Genomic DNA, 25,484 nt, shown 5'->3' with positions numbered 1-25,484 from the left:
GCAATTGATTATCGAAAGTATTTCTCGTTGGGACAGCGAGGGGGTCCTCGAAGTCGTTCCGTCAAGCCGTCCGCCTGGGGTGGAGCTGGTAGCGGATCTTTGAAGGACGGAAACCCGGTTTCCAACTTGGAGGTTCATCGATGAAAGTGATGAAGGGTATTATTCTTGGATCAGCGGCAATGTTCGTGGGGGCTGGCGCGCAGGCCGCCGACCTTCCCGTCAAGGCCAAGGCGATCGAATACGTAAAGATCTGCTCACTGTATGGCGCGGGCTTCTACTACATCCCGGGCACTGACACGTGCATCAAGTTGGGGGGGTATTTGCGCGCTGAAACAACCCTCAATACGAGCGGTCATTTTGATGTCCGTAGCAGTGGCGTCGGGGGCGCTAACAACCGCCTGAGCGATTATTACAGCGCGCGCTCCCGTCAGGACCTTAACTTCGATACGCGTACCGCAACCGAGTACGGCGTGCTCCGGACGTTCGGAGAGTTGGCATTCACCTGGTCCAGCGGTACCTATTCCGGGGCCGGCACAACGGGTGTGAATGGTGCGACGGCCTATACTTCGTCGCTTACTTCGCAGCCAGGTTTGGGTGGGCTGGGGGTGTATTATGCCTTCATCCAGTTCGCTGGTTTCACAATTGGCAAGGCACAGTCGCAGTTCTCGTCGCCTTGGACCTCATATCCGGGAAACGCTTTGGAAATTCCCGGCGGCGGCGGCTGGGAGCCCGTGAACCAGTTCAGCTATACGGCTGACTTCGGTCAAGGCGTCACAGCCTCCTTCTCGGCTCAGGATCAAGTCGCCAACTACACCACTAACATCTGGAATGTGAGCGGTGCGACAGCAGCCGGTCTGGCCAGCGGTGCGTATGGCTCCAACGACATCGGGGGTACGCGAGCTGCCGATCTGGTGGCGATGCTTCGTGTCGACCAAGCTTGGGGCCTCTTCCAAGCGTCCTTCGCCGCGCATGACAACCATGCTGCGTACTATGGTGCTGCCGAACCGACCGGCCATCCGGACGACAAATGGGGCTGGGCTGGTCAGCTGGCATTGTCGATTAAGAATCTCCCGACGGGGGCGGGTGACTCGATCAATGTTCAGGGTGTGTATACGAAGGGTGCGAGCGGCTACAACTTCGAGAGCTATCTCTCGCGAACGTACGCAATGTACGGTGGCACTAGCCTTCCAGGAGCATATCAGAGCCTTGGTGTTGCTGGTGTCTCGGATTCCGTTTTCGTAACTGGCTCCGGGCAGGAGTTGACGACGACCTACGGCATGAACGGCGCCTTTAACCACAACTGGGATCCACATTGGAATACGTCGATCTACGGCGCATGGGCGGCTGTCCGGTATAACAACATAGCCAAAGGCTACGTCTGCGGTGCGGTTGTCGGGACCTTGGCGCTTTCGAGCGGTCTTGCTGGTTGCAACCCCGACTTCAACTATGCAGTTGTTGGCACAGCAACGCGTTGGACCCCGGTTAAGGGTCTGACCTTCACGGCCGAGCTCTCCTACATGATGCTCGACCAGAAGTACGCGGGCGGCAGCACAGTCACCCTGCCGCTGCTGTCTGGTGTCGCCAAGCCGGCTGCTGCATATGAGCTGAAAGACCAGAACACCCTGGCGTTGCTGCTGCGGGCGCAGCGGAACTGGTGAGTTTGTTTCAAAGTAGCTGAAGGAGAACACACAGGCTCAATAATCTAGGTTAACCTCCAAGAAGGCCTCCGGCATGCCCGCCGGGGGCCTTTCTCGTGCACGAGCTGAACTCGGTGGCTTTGACCAGATTTCATCCGGGCGAGCTGCACAGAACGAACCTATTCGGTTTTGAGCATTATCATCAGGTCCTACACGCAGAATTTAGGCGGATACTCCTCTCATTTAGAGGAATTCGCCTTTCCTAGATTCTCTATATTCTCGCGATCAGGTTCTTTGGCCCCTTTGGAAGGATTATGCACGGCGGGCGTTCCATAACGAGCGAAGTCGAATTGTGCTTTGCAGGTGAAAATGGGGGCTGTGGCCGTTCAAGGCTTGCCAAAACGTGTGGGCTCATCTCAGACGACTTTAGAAGCCAAGAACGAAGGAGCTAAGACAATGACCGTCGCTAAAGGACCTCAGGTGTTTCCCCGCGCAGAGTACTTGCGAAGGCTTGCCGCGGTAAAAGCAGAAATGGTCAAGCGCGGCGTCGAAACACTAGTGGTCACCTTTGATCGCAGTATCAATTATCTGACCGGCTACACCGCGCGATCAGCCTACGTCCCGCAGGCTCTTGTGGTTTCCGTCCAGGAAGAGGAGCCATCGCTCATTTTGCGCCTCATGGATGTGCCAGCGGGGATCCATCTGACGTTTCTCGAGCGGAACAAGATAATTGGATATCCCGAATCGCTCGTTGGCAACCCCGAGAAGGATGGGTACGACGCTGTCATCGATTTCCTTCAGGAAGCCAAGCTTACCAACCGCGGGGTTGGACTGGAAATGGGGCAGCTTCCAGCGCGAGCGGCGGAAAACTTCAAGAAACGACTGCCGGCTGCGAGGTTCGTTGACTGTACACACGTCGTCACTTGGATCAGGGTCATCAAGTCCGATCTTGAAATAGCTTTGATGAAAGAAGCTGCCGCGATTGCCGATGCCGGTATGTTGCGTGCGGCCGAAGTCATTCGCCCCGGTGTGCATGAAGCGGACGCGGTCGCCGAGATTCTATCGACCCTGGCGCGCGGCGCCAATGGCAAGCACGGGACCGGAATCGCGAATATCTTCATGTGCTCCTCACCACGCACGGGGACAAGCCACATCATCTGGAGCGACGACATCTTCCGCCAAGGTTCACAAATCAATCTTGAGCTCGGCGGCGTGCGCCACACTTATACAGCTGCGGTGATGCGCACCTTCTCGATCGGCAAGCCTTCCGACCGTCTGCGGCGCATTCATGAGGCCGAGGTCGAAGGCCTAGAGGCCGCGCTGGAAAAAGTCCGGCCCGGAGCAACCTGCAGCGACGTCGCCGAAGCATTCAACCGCACGATCGGGAAGTCTGGCTTTCAGAAAGAATCCCGCTGTGGCTATGGCATCGGCATCGATTGGAACGAGGCGGTCACTAGCCTTAAAGAAGGAGATATGACCGTTCTTAAACCTAACATGACTTTCCATCTGATGCTGGGCAACTGGATCGATGAGGATTTCGGCTATGTTCTCAGCGAAACATTCCGCGTCACGGAGTCGGGAGCTGACGTGTTGACCCGGGTGCCGCGTCAGATTTTCGAGATTTAACCCGGCTGCGGGCTCTTCGAGTGAAGAGCCCGGGGCGTCGAAGTTGACAACGTCCCGCGGGACGTTGTCAGTATACTCCTTGGATGCTCGCGGCTCAGGGCTGCCCTTCTCGCGGCGGTCGCTCTGCTTCTGCTTCGAGTGTATTTGCGAGATGGGCTGATGCTATCTGATCCTACCTCCGGTGTATGAGGGTAGTGCCTCAGTGGATTGAGTGTCGGCTTCTGTTAATCACCCCATCGGCATGGTTGCGGTTTGTGCTGGTTTTCGTGCTGAGGAAGCTGATCGTACCAAGCGCGACACGCCGAACTGGTCGCCTCGACTGCTGAGCCCTCCTAGCCTACCGCGGCTGGCCTCACCAAGTCAGGGCCAACAGGGGCAATGGCCCCACGTTCGTCTACTTCCTGAAGAATTTCGGCATCTTCGCCCCAATCTTCGCAGGTATCCCGCTATAATACTCGTTTAAATTCTATCTCTGAAGCGGAGAAAAAAAGAGATGGGAGCGGCGATGCGAGTTCCGTCGACGGCGCAAATCAACCGTGATCAGCTAAAATCTGTGCAAGGTCAAATCGCCTTTGCTCGACGCTCACCGGGCGAGAAGGCACCAGCAATCGTCGTGCCGGGCTCCGATGCGCCCCTGGTAAGCTATGACGTGACAATACGCGATGCGCGTCCGATTGTGGACGAACTTTCTCTCGACAGCGAAGGCTTCACTCTCATTCAGCACAAGATCTCCTGCGCGAACGAGCGTGATCCGGAGGTCATGCGCGACAGGTATCTGGAAGAGATGGTCCCGTTCATCAAGGACTACTTCAAGGCCTCGTGGGTCGTACCCAAGAAAGACGCCGTTATCATTCGCTCTGTTGGCGCAAGCTCTGCTTCGCCGGCAGAGAAGGGAGCCGGTCTGGTCAGGCCGTATGTGGCCAGCTTTGCTCACATTGATTATGCGCCGATCGCCGGCCCGGTGATGGCCGCGCGGGAAGATCAACTCCAGGGCATTCCGATCCGGGCCTATTCTCGATTGATGATCATCCAAGCCTGGCATGCACTTTCCGAGCCGCCGCAGGATTTTCCTTTGGCGTTCTGCGATGGCAACTCGGTTGTCGACACGGACCTGGTCGATACCGTCTACGAGAAATACGACGTCAAACACAAGACATGGCTGGTCCACTACAGTCCCGTCCACCGCTGGTATTACTTCCCGGAGATGACCTCGGCGGAGTTCGCTTTGTTTAAGGGGTATGATTCCGAAGACGATCACAATCCAAGGTCCGCTCATGCGGCGTTCGACAATCGTCGCGCTTACCCAGATGCGAAACCCCGCAGGAGTGTCGAGGCGCGCTTCTTCGTGTACTACGACTGAATCAGAGAGGGTGAGATCATTCGCAAGTTCATAGGAAGGCTTGCGCAGTTCGGGCGAAGGGGAGACGTTCCTTAGATGAGCACAGTTCTGATTACGGGCGCAAATCGGGGCATCGGCCTTGCGCTTGCGCAGCAGTACGCGACTGAGGGTGCCGAGGTCTTTGGTTGCTGCCGTCATCCAGCAAAAGCTGATGAGCTCAAAGCCCTCGCCGCGTCCTCCAGCGGCCGCGTTCGGATCATTCCACTGGATGTCGCTGACGAATCCTCGATCGCGTCCCTTAAGCGTACCCTTGGCGATCAGCCAATCGACATTCTCATCAACAATGCCGGAATCAGCGGCCTATCGGCCGACCGGATCGAGGCCGAAGGTTACATGACCACGATGCGGGTCAACGCCCTGGCCCCCATGCTGATCGCGCAGACCCTCTACGACAATTTGAGACACAGCACGCAGAAGAAGCTGGTGGCAATCACCAGCATCATGGGCTCGACGAGCAGCGCTGCAGGCGGCAAGTATGCTTATCGAGCCTCGAAGGCGGCGCTCAACAATGGCATGCGTGGCTTGTCCCGTGCCTGGGCTCGAGATGGGATCCTCGTGGCGCTGCTAAATCCAGGTTATGTGCAAACAGAGATGGTCAAGGGACAAGTTGCTTTCATATCGGCTGACGAGTGCGCGAGCGGCCTTATCGCTCGGATCGCGGAGCTCACGCCAGCCACCAGCGGGGTTTTTCAGGACTACCGCGGCGTGAAGATTCGCTGGTGAACGTTTCACGTCAGCTTGATGCCAAACCAGGCCGCCTGGCTCTGAACTCGGCGTCCGTGTCGCACTGGCGGTGGGCGCAGTTTCTCGTTCTTTTGCGCCCGCAGAACGCAATCCGGGGCACTGCTTCATGTCAGTGAAGGATCGTTGACGACCTGCTGATTGCCGCCAGCGATATTCTGCGGTCGGGGCGCCGCTAGCTCCCGATCGATCAAGACGCGCCAGCATTTCGATCATCGAGATGCTGAAGAGCCACCCGCGTTGCTACACACAATTCACATTCCGCGAATAAGTGAAATCGAACGACCTTTGAGCTCATCCGCACAGACGCCAGCGCAACCGCTTCTCTTCTCAAGACGGACCTGCAGAAAGTACCCGCATGACAGAGCATTGCTATTGGCGCTTATCGCGCGCCTTGCATCGCGCCATCAACGATCAATGTTTTGCGGACATCGAGGGTTTGCTTGATAAAAATATCGAGTGGGCCCTCTACGGTCCCGTTGACATGTTTCCGTTTCTCGGCAGCCGGCAGGGCAAGCATGCTGTGCTGGAAGTTATCCGCAACATCGCCGGCATTGTTCAGGTGCAGCGTTTCGACTGCGAGATGACCATACTTGGCTTGGATTCCGCGGCCTCCATTTTACGCTGCTCGCTTATCTCGCGCGATTCCAAAACGCCAATTTCGTTACGCCTCGGCCAGTTCGCGCAGTTCCAGGCCGCCCGGCTCATCAAGATGCGCGCGCTCATTGACACCTTCGATCTCGTCGAACAAGCCCTTGGCCGCTCAATTCATCTTCCAAACATGAGTAGCTGTGTCGTGAGAACGCGCTAGAAGCGGACTTCTCCGCAGACCAGGTCACAGCAAACGGCAAAGCCGCGGTTCGCGCGACTCTGCGGGCAACTCGCCAGCCTTCTTGCACGGCAGCATCTAGGTGCCACCATCCGAGTTCAGGCGCCTCTTTCAGCACCGGAGGCTGCTAGCTCATTCGGACCGATCCAGGTAAAACGATGCTTCCTGTTCGAAAGCTTCAGGATCGACTTGCGCCGTAGCTACAGCGTCAGGCCGCCATCGATGACGATCGTCTGCCCCGTGATCATGGGCGCTGCGAAGCCAAGATAGACGATCGTTTCGGCGATGTCCTCGGGAACGCATCTGCGCCGCAAGGGAGTTCGCTCGATCGAGCTTTGCCGCTGCGCTTCCGTCCACTCGATCTGCCAGGTGCTGTCAACCGCGCCCGGCGCCACCGCGTTAATCCGGATCTCCGGTGCGAGACCTTGCGCAAGATGACGCGTGATCGCAATGATACCAGCCTTGCTTGCCGCATAGGCCAAACTAGACCCTCTCGAGGTCAAGGCTGACACTGAGGCCAAACTTACGATCGCGCCTCTCGATTGCCGCAACGAGGGGGCAGCCGCGCGCGTGCATCGGAAGAGCCCGATGAGGTTCGTGTCCAACACTGCCGACCACAGCTCGTCAGTGATAAGGTCGAGGTCGGACGACGAAATGGACTTCCGTGCTCCCGGTGTCCCAGCATTGTTAACGAGAAGGTCGAGCCCTCCCATCTTGTCAACGGCAGCGTTGACGAGTTCTGCCTCTTTTCCATCACCGATAGCCCCCGGTACGCTGAAGACGTCGTAACCGTCCGCGCGGAGCTTGCTCACCTCCTCAGGCCCTCGTGGATCGTCGGGAAGGTGGTTCAGCGCAACACTGCACCCCGACCGTGCCAACCGCGTCAAGGTCGCCAAGCCGATGCCTGAAGCGGCACCGGTCACGAGCGCTCTTTTTCCCGACAGTTCGTAGCGGATCATGGTCTCTCCTTTGTTGGCTTCTCTGATGAGCGAGCCGGCACGCGCCAGCGCCTGATGCGAGCGGTGAACTCACATTGACGCGACTTTTTATATCATATAAAAAGCTCGTGCAACGCGAGATGATGCGCCTGGATAAGTCGCCAGGGAATAGGCACAGAAGCCGCTTTGAGCCTTTCTATCGCGCTAGACCGACAAAGAGACAGAGTAAGATGAACAAGTCTAAGTTGCCGAAAGCCAGTCCCGCCCTCCAGCCGGCGCGCCGCATGACTGGAGGGCGCTTCATTGCCGAGACCATCAAGGCGAAGGGTATCTCTCACGTCTTCTTCATGGATGCTGTTCTGCGGCGCGCGCTCACCGAGATGGAGGACCTCGGCATCAAAAGAATTCTTGGGCATTCCGAAAAGGGAATCGCGTATATGGCGGATGGCTATGCGCGCGCGCTGCGACGCCCTGCCGTTTGTATGGCGCAGTCAGTGGGAGCGGCCAACCTTGCCGCGGCTCTCCAGGAATCGTGGTTTGCGTACGCGCCTGTCGTCGCGTTGACGGGTCGCCATGCGGCCAACTACCAGTACCGAAACGCGTATCAGGAGCTTCCACACGAGCCGCTTTACGCCTCCGTCACGAAGTTCAGAGGTCGAGTCGATGAGGTGGCGCAATTGCCCCATCTCCTTCGTCAAGCATTCAGAGAGGCGACAACCGGTGTCTCCCGCCCTGTCCATCTCGACATCACCGGCTATACGGGCGACATCGTTGGTGCCGCCGAATTCACAGCTAGCATCTTTCCCGAAGAGACCTTCGCAAAGGTGCCAGCTTTCCGTCCTTCTCCGGATTCGGAATCGGTCAGCCGTGTTGCCGCCGCAATCGCGGCTTCAGAGCGCCCCGTGATCCTTGCGGGCGCCGGCTTGATGATGTCGGGCGCCGAAGACGCCCTTAAGGCATTCGTCAAACATCACGGAATTCCAGTTGTGATGTCGCTCGATGCAAAACACGCTCTTCCGGAGTTTCATCCACAAAACGGTGGCGTAGCCGGGACCTACTCGCGGAGCTGTGCAAACAAGATCCTGCATGATGCGGATCTTGTCATGTTCGTCGGCAGCGATACGGGCGACATGATCACGAACCACTGGAAGCTGCCAAGGCCCGAGGCGCAAATTGTACAGATCGACATCGATCCGGCGGAGCTTGGCCGCAACTTCCCCGAAGCGATTGGTGTACATGGTGACCCGAAAGCGGCTCTCGATCGCCTTGCCTTGGAGCTGCCATCCCGTGCGCGAGCAAGCTGGCAGCGAAAGGTCGGTGATTACGTTGCCGAATGGCGCGCGGAAGCGGAGATCGCGCGTTCCTCTGAGGCGACGCCGATCAGGCCGGAGCGTCTATGCCGGGAGATCTCGGACTGGCTTCCCAAGAACGCAATGCTGGTGGCCGATACCGGATACGCATCGCACTGGAGCGGCACGCTCGTCTATTTAACCGACCCGGCCCAGGGATACCTGCGAGCCGCCGGGTCGTTGGGCTGGGCTTTTCCTGCTTCACTCGGCGTTCAATGTGCGATGCCAGATCGTCCCGTCGTCTGCTTAACCGGCGATGGTGGTTTTATGTATCATCTCCCCGAACTGGAAACGGCTCGGCGGTATGGCCTTAACGTAATCACGATCGTGAACAACAATCATTGCCTTGGACAGGGCAGGAGAAACATCGACATTGCCTACGAAGGAAGAAAGGGCAACAAAGAGGAGATCTTTGCCTATCGAGACACGGATTTCGCGCAAATCGCGCGCGATTTCGACTGCTTCGGCGTGCGGGTCGAGAAGCCCGGTGACTTGCCAAAGGCCTTCGATGATGCGCGCCGATCCGGTAAGCCCGCCGTCATCGACGTGGTGACTGAGTTTGAGGCGCTGGCTCCCTTGCCCTGGACCCCGCCCTCCGAAAGCTAGGCCGGTACTCCCTTGGCCAGACATGTCTTAAAGGGGCCGCGCGGCCCCTTTAATCTTTTGTGGCTCCCCACCGCCGTGATACACGGACTTGCCTGTGAGGAGCAGCCCTACCAGAAGTCGCGCCAGTCGAGACGGGAACGAACAGAAAATGAAAAAACAGGGATCTCGAGACGCGGACGCCTCTGCTTCCTCATCCGCACTCCCCATGTCCACTGAACTTGATTGGCTGCACGTCGGACGTGACAACTTACACGCGAGGGCATATCTGATGCTTCGCAAAGCTCTCATGGCTGGCCGGTTCCGGCCGGGCCAGCGGCTTCTTCTGAAACCATTGGCGGAAGAGCTTGGAGTTAGTGTCACTCCCGTGAGGGAGGCGCTTCTGCGGCTGGCTTCCGAGCGCGGCCTTGTTCCGCATCAGTCGCGCACGATGATGGTTCCAGTCTTGAGCGTGGCCCGGTTCAGGGAAATTCGTGACATTCGAATTGAGTTGGAAGGGCGTGCGGCAGAAGCTGCGGCGAACAACATCTCAGTGAGCGACATCATCGCGCTGGAGAAGATGCAGGAGCAACTGATGCTGGCAAGACGGCAGCGCGACGTGCAGACGGTCCTCGCGATCAACGAAGAATTTCATTTCAGGATCTACAGATCATCAGACTTGCCTGTGGTCTGCGGGTTGATCGAAAGCCTGTGGGTTCAAATAGGTCCGCTTCTCACGCTAAATGATTTCAGTGCATCCGCTACCGCGAAGGATCATCCGCACCGGGCGATCCTAGCTAGCCTGGCTGCAAAAGATGGCGCAGGCGCACGGCTTGCTCTGGCAAACGACATCATGTGGGCAAGCAGATATCTTGAGAAGGCTGTCGTCAGGCTCAACCAGCCCGCTGAAGACAAGAAAAAACGAAGTTCGACGACCTCTGTCGGCGCGAACTGACGACCAGCTGCATCGACTGGCGGCTGTTCGAGTACGCTTTGGCGAGGTGTGGCAGCATGCGCCTCGAACTGAGCGTCTCGAGTCTGGCTGCCATGAGCACGAGCCCAGCATAGCCCGTTGCTCCTTACCAAGAATCTCGCCCTCCGCTTAGTGCAAACAACTTGATACGATGCTATGGGCATTCGCGCCGGAATAACGCGCGTCAGCGTCAATTATCGCCGAAAATTGTATGAGCCATCGTTAGTATGAGGCTAGGTGTCTGTGGAGCAATGAAGGCCGGTGGTGCGACCAGTCCCAGAGCGCAAGATCGAACTCGCGCAGCCGGCGGAACTGCGGTGGAGTTTAAAAGACTCGAGCTTAGTGCGTACCATGCGATGAAGCGTGTTCGAGCCGAATCCACGTGCGCTCCCACGCTCTAGGCCTTGCTCGGTTGGTCCGAAGACTTGAGCAGTAAACCGGGGAATGGGGAGACGCAGTTCTGAACCGACTTGTTAGCGAAGGCAGAATACCCCCGCTTGACAGTGGGGGGGAAGATCGCCGCAACGCATTGATGATAGACTTGAGACCCGAGCATCAGGGCGGTGCCCACAATGGAGTGACGTTGTGAGAAATCGATACTGGACGTTGACGGACGAGCCGGTGACGGGATGGCCACAGCAGGAGACGTTCGTGCTGAAGGAGGGGGCAGTTCCGCTGCCCGCCTTGGGGCAGGCGCTGACACGGACCATCTATGTGTCGCTCGACCCATATCAATTGTACTACCAGCGGGAGCGCACTGCGCCAGAAGGCGCGCCCTGCCATGCTCGCACAGTCTCTCAGGTCATCGAGAGCCGGATGGAGGGATTTGCGGCCGGCGACTTCGTTTTCAACACCAATGGCTGGACCGAATATGCGCTCATGGGCGAGGGGGTCTGGCGCCCGGGCTATATGGTCCCGCGCAAGCTCGATCCGTCCACCGGGCGCATCTCGCAGGCCGTGGGCGTGCTTGGAATGCTTGGGCTCACCGCCTACGCCGGCATGAATTTGATGGCCTCGCCTCAACCGGGCGAGACAGTGGTGGTCTCGGCGGCGTCGGGTGGCGTCGGACAGATCGCCGGGCAGCTCGCCAGGCAGCGGGGCGCGCGGGTCATCGGAATCGCTGGGCGCGATGCCAAATGCAAGTTCGTGACTGAAGATCTGGGGTTCGATGCCTGCGTCTCCCATCTTTCGCCCACTCTGCCAGCCGATCTCGCCGCCGTTTGCCAGGCCGGCATCGACGTCTATTTCGAGAATGTGGGCGGCAAGGTGTTCGAGGCAGTGCTTCCCCTGTTCAATCGGGACGCGCGGATGACCATTTGCGGCCTCATCGCCCATTACGGTGATGAGGACGGAGGCGTCGACAGACGCGCAGCGCTGATGAAGACAGGTGAACCGGTGTTCAAGGCGCTGAACGTGAGGGTCAGGAATCTCTCAGTCAGCGAGTTCACCGCGCAGCAAGACGAGATGTTGGCCTACGTCGCGCCCCTGGTGAAAGCGGGTAAGGTCAAGTACCGCGAGGACATCCGCCAGGGATTGGAGACCATCCCGAGCGCTTTCGCCGAAATGCTACGCGGCGACAATTTCGGCAAGATGCTGGTGCAAGTGAGCCCCGATCCGACGCTTGGAGCCCGTGCGCTCCGGAAGTCCCATCACGGTCCATTCGGGACAGCAGCCTGATTCGGGGGACCCGCTGCATTCGAGCGCTGCAGTGGCGAGCCCTCGAAATCCGCGCGGCCGCCGGTGCCAAGCCAATTGTTAAGGACCGAAAGGGTTATCCCATCGTCGGCATCACGAATTCGGCTCCGGCCCGAATACCAGTCGGCCACCTGGTCGTGATTGTCTTCAACTTGGTATAAAATCGAATGCCTTCCGGTCCATGCATGTGGTGGTCGCCGAACAAAGAAGCCTTCCAGCCGCCGAACGAATGAAATGCCATCGGGACCGGAATTGGTACATTGATGCCGACCATGCCGACTTGAATTTGATGTGCGAATTCCCGGGCGGCATCGCCGTCCCTGGTGAATATCGCGGTGCCATTGCCAAATTCGTGCTGGTTGATCATTTCGGCTGCATGATCGTATGAATTCGCGCGAGCGACGGCGAGAACCGGGCCGAAGATCTCTTCCCGGTAGATTTTCATGTCCGTCGTCACGCGGTCGAACAGCGTTCCCCCGATGAAATAGCCGTCTTCATAACCCTGACGCTTGAAGTCACGCCCGTCGACCACGAGCTCCGCTCCCTCGGCAACACCCGCATCGATATAGCCGCGAACTTTCTCGAGATGCTGCTTGGTCACCAAGGGCCCCATCTCGGCATCGGGATCGGTGCCGGGCCCGATGTTCAACGCGCGCACCTTCGGGGCCAACTTTTGGACCAGGCGCTGGGCAGTCGTCTCGCCGATCGGGACAGCGACCGAGATGGCCATGCAACGCTCGCCGGCCGAGCCATAAGCGGCGCCCATTAGCGCATCGACCGCCTGATCCATGTCGGCGTCCGGCATGACAATCATATGGTTCTTGGCACCGCCGAGCGCCTGACAACGCTTGCCGTGCCCGGTCGCGGTCTCGTAAATGTAGCGGGCAATTGGCGTCGAACCCACGAAACTCACGGCTGCAACATCAGGATGGGTAAGAAGCGCGTCAACCGCTTCCTTGTCGCCTTGAACGACGTTGAAGACGCCACGAGGCAGGCCTGCTTCCTCGAGCCATTTCGCCAGGATCAGCGAAGCAGATGGATCGCGCTCGGATGGTTTGAGAATGAAGGTGTTGCCGCAAGCAAGGGCGACGGGAAACATCCACATCGGGACCATAGCCGGAAAGTTGAAGGGCGTAATGCCCGCCACAACACCCAGTGGCTGCCGCATCGAATGGCTGTCAACCCGCGTACCAACGTTCTCTGTAATTTCACCCTTCAAAAGCTGCGGTGCGCCCGTGGCGAACTCCACGACTTCCATTCCGCGTTGAACTTCACCCTTGGCATCTGAAACCACCTTGCCGTGTTCGGCCGTGATGGCGTGGGCGAGTTCGTCGGTCCGCTCTTCCAAAATGCGCAAGAACCGGTTGAGGATCCGGGCTCGTCGGAGGGGAGGCGTAGCGGCCCAGGCCGGGAAGGCGGCACGCGCGGCACCTACAGCAGTTCTCACGTCATCTGCCGAAGCCAAACCGAGCGTCGCGGATTGTTGGCCGGTTGCAGGATTGAAAACCGGCGAAGTCCTGCCGCTCCGTCCTCGCACCAGTTCGCCATTGATGAAGTTCCGAATGGTTACCGACACGGCAGTGCTCCTCTGTAAACCGCTTGATCGCGTCTCATAATGGATGCATAGATTTGCGCATCAACGACAAAATTCGCGGCTCCGTTGTGCAGAAAGTGTAGTCGATGGATTGGGAAAGCGTTTGCATCTTTCTCGAAGTCGCGCGTGCCGGGCAATTCTTGAAAGCGGCAAAGCATTTGCGCCTGAACCATGCGACAGTTGCTCGCCAGGTCACGGCGTTGGAAAGGAGTCTCAACGTTAAGCTGCTTGAGCGCCATACTTCTGGCTGCGTGTTGACAGCGGCAGGAGACGCCCTCGTGGTGGCGGCGGAACGCGCCGAAAGCGAGTTGCTCAGGGTGGGCGCCAGTATCGGGGGCGCCGCGGAAGCGATCACTGGCACTGTGCGCGTTGGCGCGCCGGATGGACTGGGCAACTACTTTCTGGCAGATCAGCTCGGGGCACTCGCGGCCAGACATCCCGGTCTGATCATTCAATTGGTGCCGCTTCCACGCACCTTTTCATTGTCCCGCCGAGAAGCTGACATTGCAATAACTCTCGACCGGCCGAAGCAGGGCTCAGCGTTTATGCCGCGAAGAGCTATCTCGCGCGCGAAGGCCAGATCGGGAAACAGTCCGATCTGACGGGCCGGTTGTTCGTCACGCATGTTGAGGATTTTGCTTACAGCAGGGCGCTGGACTACGCCTCAGCACTGGGTCGGCTGATGTCGCGCCGCTACGAGTGTGGCAGCGTGGTTGCTCAAATGGAAGCGGTGAGAAGCGGCCATGGCATTGGCATCCTGCACGACTATGCTGCCCGCCGCTATCCGGAGCTTCAGCGTCTGCTTCCTGATGTGCGGTTCGTTCGAAGCTACTGGCTCACCTCGCACCCCGATACCCACGACGTGCGGCGGGTTCAGGAAGTTCATCGTTTCATAGTGGCTTCTGTGAAATCGTTTCGCCCCAGCTTTGACGCGCACTAACCGGGTTGCGCCACGCCGGAGTGCGCGATCGTGCCTTTGATCGGCCCGCGTTTCAACAGTCCGCCCATCGAGCTTGAGAAAACGTTCCGGTGAACTCGATGCAATGGTGAGCCTGCCGTAAAAGAAGCAGGGTTCATTGACAGGAGCGACCGTAGAAGGCGAGCGGATGGAACGAGCAACAGGCGAGCCGTGAAGCTCTGCGCAACATTGGCCTGGCCGGAAGAGCCGGACACGAGCGGTCCGCGCAGAATTTCTGCAATTGCTGCTCGGCTTTCGAAGTCTTTTCGCATCGCGCCAACGTTAGAGTGGCGCTAGCTTGGGGGTAACGAACAAGGGCATTCGGCGGCACGTTTGCCAAGGGCTGTTTTTCGACGTCCCACGCCGCATCCATCCGATCCGAGAATGTCGATAATCCCGAGTATCTATTCTCAGTCGTGGATGAAGAAGCGAGACTGATGAACGTTCATGTATTGGTGGGAGCGAAGCCGGCCGGCGACAGCCGGTCCGTCCCAGTGATTGGACGCGCGTAGAGGCCGAAAGCCTGTATAGCTTGCCTTCCGATCTAATGTTCCAAGCACAGAGTGCTCATCGCGACCATTTCGATGCAAACCGGATACCGATTGGTCTGGCTCCATCACCTCCGGCTTATCCCGGTGACGTCAGCAACCGGTTGTGTGCAAAGGTGCTTGTAGGTCAGACATGCAGGTTACGTTGATGAAGGGAACGATCCATCGCGCGTCGGTCACTGAGGCCGACCTGCACCCTGAAGGTGCGATCTCGATTGATCGTAACCTACTCACCGCAGCTGGCTTCTTAGCCAACGAGCACGTGGAAATCTATAATGTCGAGACCGGCGCACGGTTTGCCACTTACGTCATCGAGGCACCCGCGGGGTCAGGAATAGTCGGGCTGAATGGTGCAGCTGCGCGGCTGGCCATACCGGGAGACAAGCTCATCATCGTGGCATACGCCTCTTTCAACGACAACGAGGCACGAACGTTTACTCCGCGCGTCGTGAGAGTTGATCGGGATAACCGGATCTTGTCGGATTGAGGGAAGATCGCGTCGATCAGTTTCGCAGAACCCACCCAAGCGGTCTCAAGCGCTCGCATGAAGGCGGATTGTGTTTAAGGAGAGTAGCTACGCCGCGGACTTGGGGAGCCCGGCACGCGAGCGCCAGCCGCGAGTTCAAGCCGCGCCGCAGGTATCGATTCCACCTCAAACGGTATATTGCGCCTGCCAATGCGCCGCGCGTCAAGAGAGCTGGCGCCGATGCTTTGGAGCGAGGACCGCCCTCGCTGCAGCGTCGGGCCTTTACCCGAGAAGCCCTCGGGTATCGATGCTTTACAAGCGGCGAGCGACGGTCCAGCTGAGCGGTTGATATGGCCAAATTTACCCGGTGCAGCGAGGGAGCTGAGCGGGCTGGCGACATTGTTTGAGTTGAAGGTCGGCGATGGCCTGTTTTCCGGAGCCAATGCCTCAGAAGCGACCGTCAGGCATCTTCAGGACGAGGGGGCAGCGCTATCGATTACGTGGTCTTTTCCACGCATGGATATCTCGACCAGAAGAATCCCGACCTGAGTGGCATCGTGCTGTCGCGGACCAATCTTGGGCAATCCGAGGATGGCTACTTGGGTGCTTCGGATTTATCAGCGTTCAATTTTCGGAGCGATCTGGTTTTCATCTCTGCGTGCCAGACCGGTGTGGGCAAATGGGTGCCGGGCGAGGGAATCCTTGGCTTGCCCTTTGCGCTCTATGCCGGAGGAAATGCGAGTACCATCTTGACCTTATGGCCAGTCCTCGACGGTAGCTCGGCGGAATTTGTCGAGCATTTCTTTCGCAGAATAAAGGATGGGGAGTTGCCGGGCGTTGCTCTGTCAGAAACAAAGCGAGAGTTTGTTGTTGACGCGGGCAAGACAAGACGGCAGCCGGCGGTATGGGCCCCGTGCGTCTATTACGGAGACTAGGTTATCCTCCGGAGATCCGCCTGATTGGTTGGATAGGCAAGGTCAGCTGCCGCCCTCCCGCTTGCCGCGACGCACAAGCGTAAGTGTCTGACTATCGCAACAAAGAGCGCAATACATGTGTCAGGACGTACTTTTCTTTGGTGTGCTTGCGAAAGCGAACCGTGGCTGCACGCAAAGTCTCGCGACGATGAACCGTCTGCGCCGCAGATCACCGGTGGAATCGCGCCCTCTCCAACGCCCCGAGACGTAGAGAGAAACTGGTAAGGGCCGGGAAGACGAATTGTCGCATCGGCTAAACGCGACAAGCGAAGCGAAATCTATTTTGAAGCGATGTAATTGGCGCGATTACCAGGCGCTTGCTGCGGACCTCATCTCTATCTGATTTGGTAGCTGTCCGAGCGGTGAAGTCAATGGTCTAGTCATTTTCGCAAACCATTGAGTATGCGTGAGATTGTTAATATCGAGTCGCCAGTGCGGCTTTCTGATGAGATGGAGCTCGTGGGCTGATTAAAGAGTAAACGGATCTCATGGAAGAAAGGTGGCTTAGATCGATCGGCCAAAGACGCGACGCAGCGACAGTTGCTGAGGATCGGGAACGTCAAAATGCACATGTAGCGGTAGTCCTTTATGTCTGGCGTACGCCAGTGGTTCACGCTCACATCAGTCAACAATAGGGGGCCGCGCTCTTGGTAAGCGGCGGCCAATCACGTTCGAAGCGTCACCATGGCCCGAAAATAGAGTTCTCGATGGAAGTCTTATCCGATCTGCGGGTCGTCGAAATTGGTAGCTCGGCCGGGACCAGCTATTGCGCGCGGTTGTTCGCCGATTTCGGTGCCGATGTTCAAAAGGTCGAGCCGCCGTCAGGTGATCCACTTCGCCAAAGCGCGCCGCTTACGCCTGGTGGGCAGAGCGCATGGTTCGCATTCCTGAATTTCAACAAGTCCAGCGTTATCATTGATCCCGCGGCCCCAGATGCGATCAGACGGCTGACGGCATTGATTGAAAAGTGCGACATTCTGATCGATGGACGCGATGTTGATGCCGCTGACTGCCCGGTCATTGATATTGCTGCCATCCGGCAACGATGCTCCGGCTTGATCTATCTCCAAGCCAGCTGGTTCGGCGGCGAGGGGCCGTACGCGAGATTCGCCGCGACTGATTCTACGGTGCGCGCACTAGCCGGTTTCGTAAAGCTGGTCGGACCGTCCGAAGGCCCGCCGTCGCACGCCCCGGATTTTCAGGCGGGTATCCTAGCCGGTTTATGGGGCTTCATCGCGGCGGCTTCTTCGGCGGTTGCGCGAATGCAGGGTGGGGGGGCTCGGTCGTGGTCACTGAGCTTTTTCGAAGCGATCCTCGCTCCGACCGAGTATCTGATGTTCGAGGCATTTGCGCGCGGCGATGTGATGCGTCGGATCGGCGTTAATCGCTTCTGGCCGAACTTCCCGGTCGGCATCTATGACACAAAAGAAGGCTGGCTCGGCATTTCAGCCGTAACTCCAAAGCAGTGGCGCGACTTCTGCGAAATGCTTGGCCTCTTTGAGCTACGCGATCGTTCAGATCTTGCCTCTAACGCAGGTCGTCTTCAGCACATGGATCATATCGATCGAGAGTTAGTCCCGAGGCTGAAGATGCGGACAGCCCAAGAGTGGTTTGCGGAAGGACTGAAGCGCAAACTTCCAATCGTTCCAGTGCCTCAAGTGTCGGATTTGCTCCAGGATGCAGAAAAGATAGCCAGCGGTGCAGTCGTGCGCGTTCGCCTTGGCGAAGAGGTGGGAAAGACCGTGGGCTCGATGCAGCGGCTGACGTTGACACCGCCTCGTCCGGGAGGACAGGTTCCGGAGATGGGTGAACAACAGCGTCGTGGTGATGTACGACCAGCCGAGCCGAGCATTCCGCGATCATCGCGGGGTTGCACAGATTCGTACCCGCTCCCTTTGCAGGGGGTCCGCGTGGTGGACTTCACGATGGGTTGGGCAGGACCGTTATGTACGCGCACACTGGCTGATCTTGGTGCGGATGTCATCAAGATCGAGGCGATCCAATATCCGGATTGGTGGCGTGGCGTTGATAGACCCCCTGGCTACCTGGAAGATCAGATGTACGAAAGGGCGCCGTGCTTCTGCATTATGAACCGCAACAAGCGCGGCATGACGCTCGATCTGAAGCGTCCGCAGGGCCTTGCGCTTGCCAAGCGGTTGTTGGAACGAGCCGATATTGCCGTCGCCAATTATTCAGTCGACGTGCTGCCGAAGCTGGGGCTGGGCTATGACGTACTCAGAACCCTCAACCCCCGGCTGGTCATGATGTCGATGTCGGCTTTTGGGACGAACAGCATCCATCGCGACTGCCGGGCGTACGGTTCGACTCTTGAGCAGGGCTCAGGGCTTCCTGGCGTGATCGGAACCGCCGGTGGACTGCCGGTCATGAGCCACATCGCTTTTGGCGATCCCGTTGGCGGGTTGAATGGCTGCGCTGCAGTTCTGGTCGCCTTGATTCACGCCCGCAAGACCGGGCAAGGTCAATTCATTGATCTGTCGCAAATCGAATGCATGATGCCGTTCGTAGCCCCATGGATGACGGTTCACTCGATCGATGGTATGCCGCCGCCTAAGTATGGAAACCGGCATCCGCAGCACGTTCCACACGGCTGTTTCCGATGCGCGGGTGAGGACAACTGGATCATAGTAGCGGCTACGGACGCGGCCATGTGGCAGAGGCTTGCCACCCTTATCGGCCGACCGGACTGGGCCAAGGACCCATCTCTGAAGTCACCCGAAGCCCGCCGCGCTATCCAGGATGATATCGAGAGGGGCATCGAAATCTGGACCGCCGCCCGCGATGCGGATCAGGCCATGTTTGAATTGCAGGCGGTAAGGGTTGCCGCGGGTACAGCCCGCCTGCCAATTGATATGCTCAAGGACCCACATCTCGGCTCGCGCTCATTTCTGCAGGAAGTGAACCGCGCCTTCTTGGGATTGCACCCGCAGCCGTCGATGCCAATTCGTGAGAACGCGACCCCCTATCCGATTCGTACGGCAGCGCCGACCCTCGGACAACATAACGTAGAAATCCTATCAGGGCTTCTCGGGCTCTCCGATACCGAGATCGAGCAATTGGCCAGGGATCACATTATTGGTACGTCGATGCTTTCCCAGGCGGAACTCACAAATCCTGAACACACCTTGTATTGAGAGGACCGCGCGATGTCACGAATCACAAACAGTGACGCTTGCTGGAGCGGCTGTCCGTCATACACGTATTCTGCAAAGCCCGTTTTGTATGCTGCTCGCACGTTGTTGCTATCGGAGCAGGACGACCAGGGAGCGCTATCTGAATGACGGCCGATGCTGGGCAAAGATGGCCGGCAATGGGTGACACAACCCAACTTGGAAGAGGTCCGCCGAGGAGCCTTGAGGCGTGCCGATGCCCATGAGCCCGTTTTGCTCGATTGCCGAAGCGCTTCGGATCAATCGCCCGCGCGTGACGAAATGGGCGAGCCGTAGCAAGAACACGAGCGGCCGCTCGTCCCACAACATCGGCGGTCACAAGACGTCGATCTTATCTGCGCCAATGCAGGCTGTTGCGGAAGCGCATGCGTACAGACAAGGCGCCTTGCGGCGTGGACCTTTCTCTGCTCAAGCAACTGAGCTTGGAGCTATTTCAGAAACTCAGGGCACTGTTCATATAAACAGCCAGGACCTGCGGTCGCAAGCTCGCCGCTTCAGCGGATGACCGGGCCGGCCATCAAAACTATGTAACTATGCATGGCGACACCCGAGCTCACAGGTGCCTTTTCATGAAGATGGTCCAATTGTCCGAAGTTGAAAGCACCCGTTAAATGACAGGATGCCAGGGTCTTGCCCACAGCGCCCCTACAAGTCTTGGTAGGTTCTTTGTTCCCCCATCTCAGGTAGTTAGCCCGGGAGGAAGGCCTCCGGAGAGCGTGATCATGCTGAGCTAGGCCTGCCCATTCGTTTAACCACTCGCTTGTTGGAGAGCGGCGCATGGCTAGAGCGACAAGCGTGTCACGCAACATGGAAACGTTGGAAGCGCTGGAATCTCGCGTGCGCGCGTATTCACGTTCGTTTCCGGCCATTTTCTCCCGAGCGTGCGGCTCAATCATGCTGACGGAGGATGGCCGAAAGGTCGTCGACTTCCTCTGCGGTGCTGGAACTCTCAACTACGGCCACAACAATCACCGGCTCAAAGCTGCTGTTGTCGACTACCTGGCATCCGATGCCGTAATCCACGGCCTGGACATGGCCACTCCAGCGAAGCTGGAGTTCATGGAGACTTTCAACTCTCTCATACTTCGAAGACGTGATCTGCAATACCGCTTCCAATTTACAGGGCCGACCGGCGCCAATGCTATCGAGGCAGCAATAAAGCTCTCGCGCAAGGTCACAGGACGTCAGAATATAATCTCTTTCACGAATGGCTATCATGGAATGAGCTTAGGAGCGATTGCCGCGAGCGGTAATCGTTATTATCGCACAGCCAGCGGCGTCTCCTTGTCAGGCGTAACTTTCATGCCTTACGATGGTTACCTTGGGCCCGACGTCGATTCAGCGGAATATTTGCAAAAATTGCTGAAGGACGAGAGCAGTGGCCTTGATCGTCCAGCCGCCATTCTTCTCGAAACCGTTCAGGGAGAAGGCGGCATAAACGTAGCGCGCAAGGAGTGGCTGCAGTCGATCCAAACTATTGCGACGAACGCCGGCGCGCTGCTCATAGTTGACGACATCCAGATGGGCTGTGGTCGCACAGGCGAGTTTTTTAGCTTCGAGTTCGCAGAGTTGTCGCCAGATATCGTCGTTTTGTCGAAGTCGCTGAGTGGCTACGGTCTGCCGCTGTCCATGTTGTTGATCAAGGAGGAGTGTGACGCATGGCAGCCAGGCGAGCACACAGGCACATTTCGAGGAAATAACCTCGCGCTCGTATCCGCAACGGCAGCACTAGACCTATATTGGCAGGACGATATCTTCTCACAGGGAGTTCAGCGAACGGGAGAAGCTATGCGCCATCGACTTGAGGCCATAGCGACCCAGTATGGAAACAGATTTTCCGTTCGAGGGCGCGGAATGGCCTTGGGGTTTGATTGTGAAATGCCAGAACTTGCGGCAACTATCGCATGCAAGGCCTTCGAAAAAGGATTGATTGTTGAACGATGCGGACCTGTCGATCAGGTTATTAAATTCCTGCCTGCACTCACGATCGACTCTGAAACACTGAATGATGGTCTCGAGATATTCGAGCATTCATTGGACGAAGCGCTGAAACAGATTAGGCCGTCCTGACCTGGGTCAAGACTTGGGTCTCCAATAGGTGAAAGAAATGCTATGGCGTACGAGACGATCAAGTATGAGATTGCTGAGCGAATCCTCACGCTTACGTTGAACCGGCCGGAGAAGCTAAACGCGTGCAACTCCCTTATGGAGCGCGAAATTGTAGATGCCTTCGACCGTGCCGACGGAGACAGTGACGTCCTCGCGATAATTGTGACCGGCGAAGGCCGCGGCTTCTGTGCTGGCGCCGACCTTTCCCTTGGGGCCGATACGTTCGATCGTGACGTGCGGCGCGGACCGGTGAAGCGGTTGCCCGATGGGAGGGTGGATTACAGCGATCCCTCAGTCAGCGACGGAGGCGGCAAAATTGCGATGCGGATATTCAGATCTCTCAAGCCTGTGATCGCTGCTGTGAACGGACCCGCCGTCGGCATGGGCGTGACCATGCAGCTTGCGATGGACATTCGGATCGCGTCCGACGCCGCACGCTTTGGCTTTGTGTTCTCCCAGCGTGGCTTGGTCTCAGAAGGAGCCTCTAGCTGGTTTTTGCCTCGCGTCGTCGGCATAGCGCAGGCACTCGAATGGTCTTACACGGGGCGGATATTTACGGCGAAGGAAGCGCTTGCCGGCCGCCTGGTTAGCAAGATCGTGCGTGCCGATCGACTATTGCCGACCGCTCGTGCCCTCGCCCACGAGATCACGGACAAGACCTCGCCAGTATCGATCACGATGATCCGGCAGCTGATGTGGCGCATGTTAGGCGCCGATGATCCGATGGAAGCTCATAAGATCGAAAGCCGCAGCATGTATTCGCGCGGCCGCTCCGCCGACGCCAAGGAAGGCGTCATGGCGTTTCTGGAAAAGCGGCCGGCGGTGTTCAAAGACAGGGTACCGGACGATCTACCGGATTTCTTTCCATGGTGGACTGAGCGGGAGTACCAATAACCATTGATCTTTCGTTGTTCGGCCTACCGTGACTGCTCGACCGCCTTCTACACGTGACGCTTGAATAAAACGGTCAAAAAAAGAGTGACACACCCCTTGGATAAAGCTTAAGCGGACCTTTCGATTTACGGAACAGCGCGTTCGGCTTTCCAAAACAGAGGCGCTGCGGGCCCGCAGCCGGATCTCTCGCGCTGCCTTCGCGAAACCAAAGCGCGTTCAGAAAGCATTGTGCTCGGAGAAGGATGGTGTTCTAGCAGTCTAAAGCAGGTCGCTTCTGACACATCATCGCAGTAGCCGATTACCCGAATCGACCTGCGCGTCGGCGAGTCATGCCGTAGCTCGCCTGATGTTGATCGTACCAACTCCATTTCCTCGTTCTCCGTCATCCTTACCGGAGTTGGTAGTGACCTGATCCATGACCAGCCTGTATCGTGAACTTGCCGTTCAGTCTGTGGCGCGGCTGACCATAACAGGATAGTTTGCAGATGAAACGCCTAGTTAACCCTTTGAACGTCTCGCGCTTCCTTCGAGGATATGACGAAGCCGCTGCTCAGAAAGGCATCAAGCTCTCGATCGGATTCGACTTTCAAAAGTATGTATCGATTACAAAAGCGCTGCCGACTAAAGGGCCGACATATCCGACTTTCTGCCCGGATCGCTCTCCCATTAAACCGGGTGAGGGATACTGGATGATCGGCCTCGACAAGAACGATGAAGTCGTGCTTGTGCAGGCAGCGCGGCTGTTTGACCTTTCGCACAGCAATTTTGCAGAGCATCTTGAATCCCTGAAGGCATTCTATGCTGATCCTGCGACACAGGCGCACCCTGAGGATCGTTGTAGTTGCACGGCGCCAAGTGCGAAGAAGATTAATGGAAAAGTAGCGTATCACGGAGATTTTTGGTTGCGCAAAGACTTTCGAGGGCAGCGCATGCCTGAGATCATGGCTGCAGTGTTGCGTGGCGTGTCGTTCTCTATGTGGGCTCCCGACTTCCTCGTAGGACTTCCAGAGCGCTGGCTACTGACTAAGGGCGTTCTTGCGCAGTATGGACATTTGCATTGTGAGCCAGGCGGGTCGGTGCTGCATCTCGTACGGGAGAATATTGTCGCCGACGATCTATTTGTCTGGTTGACTGGTGAAGAGTTGGAAGGTCTTATCAATCGTCACGAAAGAAGTGAAGTGGCATTGTGCTGGGGTGTCTCGGCACTACATTGCTAAAGACAGGAAATGAGCCACGCTAGCCACTCGTGTATCAACGCTCCGGCATACACGGGGCAATCACTGTGAAAATGTCGGCGGCTAGCGCTACGACGGAAATGTCGCGCCTCGCAAGGAGAAGGAGCGCTGATGCTCCGGAGACAATTCGCGACTGGCTGGCGAACGTGCGCGCTCGATCTGAGTCAACTAATAACGGGAACAGCGTACCAGTGAGGTATAGTGGTAGGACTCTAGCAGCTCGGGCGAAAATTCAAAGACAGCTTCGCTCGCGCATTAAGGGTGTTCCCTGACGGCACGTTGCGAGTACGAATCGAGCGATTCGGGTCCACTGTATATCGAGCACGGAATAGGCAGCTATCTATTCGATATCGACGATAACCAGTTTCTCGATCTCAATGGCAACTTTACGATCCTTGATACACGGCCACGCTTTCGCGCCCGTGGTGGAAGCGCCAACTTCGGCGCGGTGACACCTATTTCGCAAATCCAACCGAGAGCGAATTCGACATGGCCGAATTATTGCGTCACTGCATTCCGCAGGTTGAGGCGCGTTCGCTTTGTCAACACGGGGACGGAGGCCGTGCTGTTTGCGGTTAAGGCTGCGCGTGCGTTCACTGGTCGTTCGAAAATCGCAAGGTTGAGGGCGCGTGTCATGGTGCTTACGACTGGGCTGAGGTGAGTGTCGCGGCGACCGCAGACAATTGGATTCCGCAGCGCCAAGGCTGAGAGCGCACGCCAATTACTGTCGTGTCATGGGCGCAGCCTTGCTGCAGGCATTGTAGACCCGATGCCAAGCCGTGGTGGTCAAGCTGCGCCCAAGCCTGAATTTGTTGCAGCGGTTCAAGATCCAGCTCGCAAGAACGGCGTTCTCGTCGTTGCTGATGAGGTTCTGAATCTCGGCCAGAGTTCTCGGGAGCGTCCGCGTTGTATGGCCTTGTTACGGACCTCATCACGACGGGCAAGATCATCGGCGGCGGTTTGCCAATTGGAGCAATCGGAGGGCGGGAGGAGGTGATGAGAGTATTCGGCGCCTCAGCGACCGGCCTCTACTTCCCCAAGGCGGGACATTGTCAGTCAATCCTCTCTCTATAACAGCTTTCTCGATCATGGGGCTTTCGCAAGCCTTGACGAGCTTGGGTATGTTGTTTGGGACGGGATTGCTCGAGCTATCTCAAAAAGGAGAGCGCCGATCTGCGTTACCTGAGCGGCCTCACTATTTCGAATTCATCCGACGGCAGAAGTCCCGAATGACAATCGCGAAGCCTATCCCTCGCACAGCGCATCTAAACTCATGAAGTAGCTTGCGCACTTCCTTGTGGAAAGCGGCATCATGTTCTCGCACGACGCCGCGGCTTCCACGTCAACAACCATGACTCGCGCCGACCCTGAGCTGGTCGTTGATGTATTTGCAGCCTTTCTCCATAGCCATCAAGTGTGCTGGAAAACATAGAGGAACGACTCGTGGCGCCAGCGAAGGCTACGCCAAAGTGTTGCATCGCCGTCCGGGAAGGCGATCACTCCGTCGAAGCCGGCGGCCGACGTCTGCTTGGTATCCCGTTGGTTGCGCATTTGCAGATCAGAATGGCTTCGCGCCTGTCGCTGACAGGCGCGTACGAGCGTTATACACAGAGTGTAGCGATCGTTCTTGATGTGAGAGATCTCTGGACTGTTCGAAATTGCGGCGGCATCAAGCGTGCGCTTGCAGATGCGACAATCTGTCGTGATGGCGCTGCATCGGGTGGACGGCACCGCAAAAACTCTCTCTCA

General features: G+C 57.6%; 17 protein-coding genes and 1 pseudogene. 16 read left to right on the top strand and 2 right to left on the bottom strand.

Annotation, left to right across the window (positions count from 1 at the left end):
* The first annotated feature begins 140 nt into the window (after nt 1–140).
* From XH88_RS36035 to XH88_RS36015, 5 genes are all read left to right on the top strand, one after another.
* The gene (locus XH88_RS36035) at nt 141–1,658 is read left to right on the top strand and encodes a porin (protein ID WP_271672924.1); all 1,518 of its coding nucleotides are present in this window, start codon (nt 141–143) and stop codon (nt 1,656–1,658) included.
* A gap of 435 nt (nt 1,659–2,093) precedes the next feature.
* A complete protein-coding gene (locus XH88_RS36030; RefSeq protein WP_271672923.1) occupies nt 2,094–3,263 on the top strand; it encodes a M24 family metallopeptidase in 1,170 nt (389 codons plus the stop codon).
* Between the two features lie 493 nt (nt 3,264–3,756).
* The gene (locus XH88_RS36025) at nt 3,757–4,623 is read left to right on the top strand and encodes a CmcJ/NvfI family oxidoreductase (RefSeq protein ID WP_271672922.1); all 867 of its coding nucleotides are present in this window, start codon (nt 3,757–3,759) and stop codon (nt 4,621–4,623) included.
* Between the two features lie 75 nt (nt 4,624–4,698).
* Nucleotides 4,699–5,385, top strand: coding sequence for an SDR family oxidoreductase (locus XH88_RS36020; RefSeq protein WP_271672921.1), 687 nt, complete (start codon nt 4,699–4,701; stop codon nt 5,383–5,385).
* 376 nt (nt 5,386–5,761) lie between these two features.
* The gene (locus tag XH88_RS36015; RefSeq protein ID WP_271672920.1) at nt 5,762–6,214 is read left to right on the top strand and encodes a ketosteroid isomerase; all 453 of its coding nucleotides are present in this window, start codon (nt 5,762–5,764) and stop codon (nt 6,212–6,214) included.
* A 218-nt stretch (nt 6,215–6,432) separates the two neighbouring features.
* Here the strand turns inward: XH88_RS36015 and XH88_RS36010 are convergent, their stop codons facing one another.
* Nucleotides 6,433–7,191, bottom strand: a complete 759-nt coding sequence (locus XH88_RS36010; protein WP_271672919.1) for an SDR family NAD(P)-dependent oxidoreductase — start codon at nt 7,189–7,191, stop codon at nt 6,433–6,435.
* A 209-nt stretch (nt 7,192–7,400) separates the two neighbouring features.
* Between XH88_RS36010 and XH88_RS36005 the strand changes: the two genes are divergently transcribed.
* The 3 genes from XH88_RS36005 to XH88_RS35995 all read left to right on the top strand — a co-directional run bounded on the left by XH88_RS36005 (nt 7,401) and on the right by XH88_RS35995 (nt 11,751).
* On the top strand, nt 7,401–9,125 hold the full coding sequence (locus tag XH88_RS36005; protein ID WP_271672918.1) for a thiamine pyrophosphate-binding protein: 1,725 nt from the start codon (nt 7,401–7,403) through the stop codon (nt 9,123–9,125).
* 148 nt (nt 9,126–9,273) lie between these two features.
* A complete protein-coding gene (locus XH88_RS36000; RefSeq protein WP_333909284.1) occupies nt 9,274–10,056 on the top strand; it encodes a GntR family transcriptional regulator in 783 nt (260 codons plus the stop codon).
* Nucleotides 10,057–10,659: 603 nt separating this feature from the next.
* Nucleotides 10,660–11,751, top strand: coding sequence for an NADP-dependent oxidoreductase (locus XH88_RS35995; RefSeq protein WP_271672917.1), 1,092 nt, complete (start codon nt 10,660–10,662; stop codon nt 11,749–11,751).
* Nucleotides 11,752–11,845: 94 nt separating this feature from the next.
* Here the strand turns inward: XH88_RS35995 and XH88_RS35990 are convergent, their stop codons facing one another.
* Entirely contained in the window at nt 11,846–13,345 is a 1,500-nt protein-coding gene (locus XH88_RS35990; RefSeq protein ID WP_271672916.1) for a CoA-acylating methylmalonate-semialdehyde dehydrogenase, read from the bottom strand.
* 104 nt (nt 13,346–13,449) lie between these two features.
* Between XH88_RS35990 and XH88_RS39345 the strand changes: the two are divergent.
* The 8 genes and pseudogenes from XH88_RS39345 to XH88_RS35940 all read left to right on the top strand — a co-directional run bounded on the left by XH88_RS39345 (nt 13,450) and on the right by XH88_RS35940 (nt 24,732).
* Nucleotides 13,450–14,303, top strand: a pseudogene (locus XH88_RS39345) (LysR family transcriptional regulator).
* Nucleotides 14,304–15,002: 699 nt separating this feature from the next.
* Nucleotides 15,003–15,356 carry an aspartate 1-decarboxylase gene (gene panD / locus XH88_RS35970; RefSeq protein ID WP_271672915.1) on the top strand — a complete coding sequence of 118 codons (354 nt, stop codon included), beginning with the start codon at nt 15,003–15,005 and terminating at the stop codon, nt 15,354–15,356.
* 470 nt (nt 15,357–15,826) lie between these two features.
* Nucleotides 15,827–16,270 carry a CHAT domain-containing protein gene (locus XH88_RS35965; RefSeq protein WP_271672981.1) on the top strand — a complete coding sequence of 148 codons (444 nt, stop codon included), beginning with the start codon at nt 15,827–15,829 and terminating at the stop codon, nt 16,268–16,270.
* Between the two features lie 746 nt (nt 16,271–17,016).
* A complete protein-coding gene (locus XH88_RS35960) occupies nt 17,017–19,461 on the top strand; it encodes a CaiB/BaiF CoA-transferase family protein (protein WP_271672914.1) in 2,445 nt (814 codons plus the stop codon).
* Nucleotides 19,462–20,304: 843 nt separating this feature from the next.
* Nucleotides 20,305–21,567 (top strand): diaminobutyrate--2-oxoglutarate transaminase, encoded by a 1,263-nt coding sequence (gene ectB / locus XH88_RS35955; protein ID WP_442868514.1) that lies wholly within the window; start codon nt 20,305–20,307, stop codon nt 21,565–21,567.
* A gap of 42 nt (nt 21,568–21,609) precedes the next feature.
* Nucleotides 21,610–22,500 (top strand): crotonase/enoyl-CoA hydratase family protein, encoded by an 891-nt coding sequence (locus XH88_RS35950; RefSeq protein ID WP_271672912.1) that lies wholly within the window; start codon nt 21,610–21,612, stop codon nt 22,498–22,500.
* A gap of 485 nt (nt 22,501–22,985) precedes the next feature.
* The gene (locus XH88_RS35945) at nt 22,986–23,717 is read left to right on the top strand and encodes a hypothetical protein (RefSeq protein ID WP_271672911.1); all 732 of its coding nucleotides are present in this window, start codon (nt 22,986–22,988) and stop codon (nt 23,715–23,717) included.
* Between the two features lie 679 nt (nt 23,718–24,396).
* Nucleotides 24,397–24,732: an aminotransferase class III-fold pyridoxal phosphate-dependent enzyme gene (locus XH88_RS35940; protein ID WP_271672910.1), complete on the top strand. Its 336-nt coding sequence runs from the start codon at nt 24,397–24,399 to the stop codon at nt 24,730–24,732.
* Nucleotides 24,733–25,484 lie beyond the last annotated feature (752 nt).

Origin of the sequence: Bradyrhizobium sp. CCBAU 51627, from assembly GCF_028128765.1 — a bacterium.
In the GTDB taxonomy this organism is placed as follows: domain Bacteria; phylum Pseudomonadota; class Alphaproteobacteria; order Rhizobiales; family Xanthobacteraceae; genus Bradyrhizobium.
This window is presented reverse-complemented; position numbering and strand designations above follow the sequence as displayed.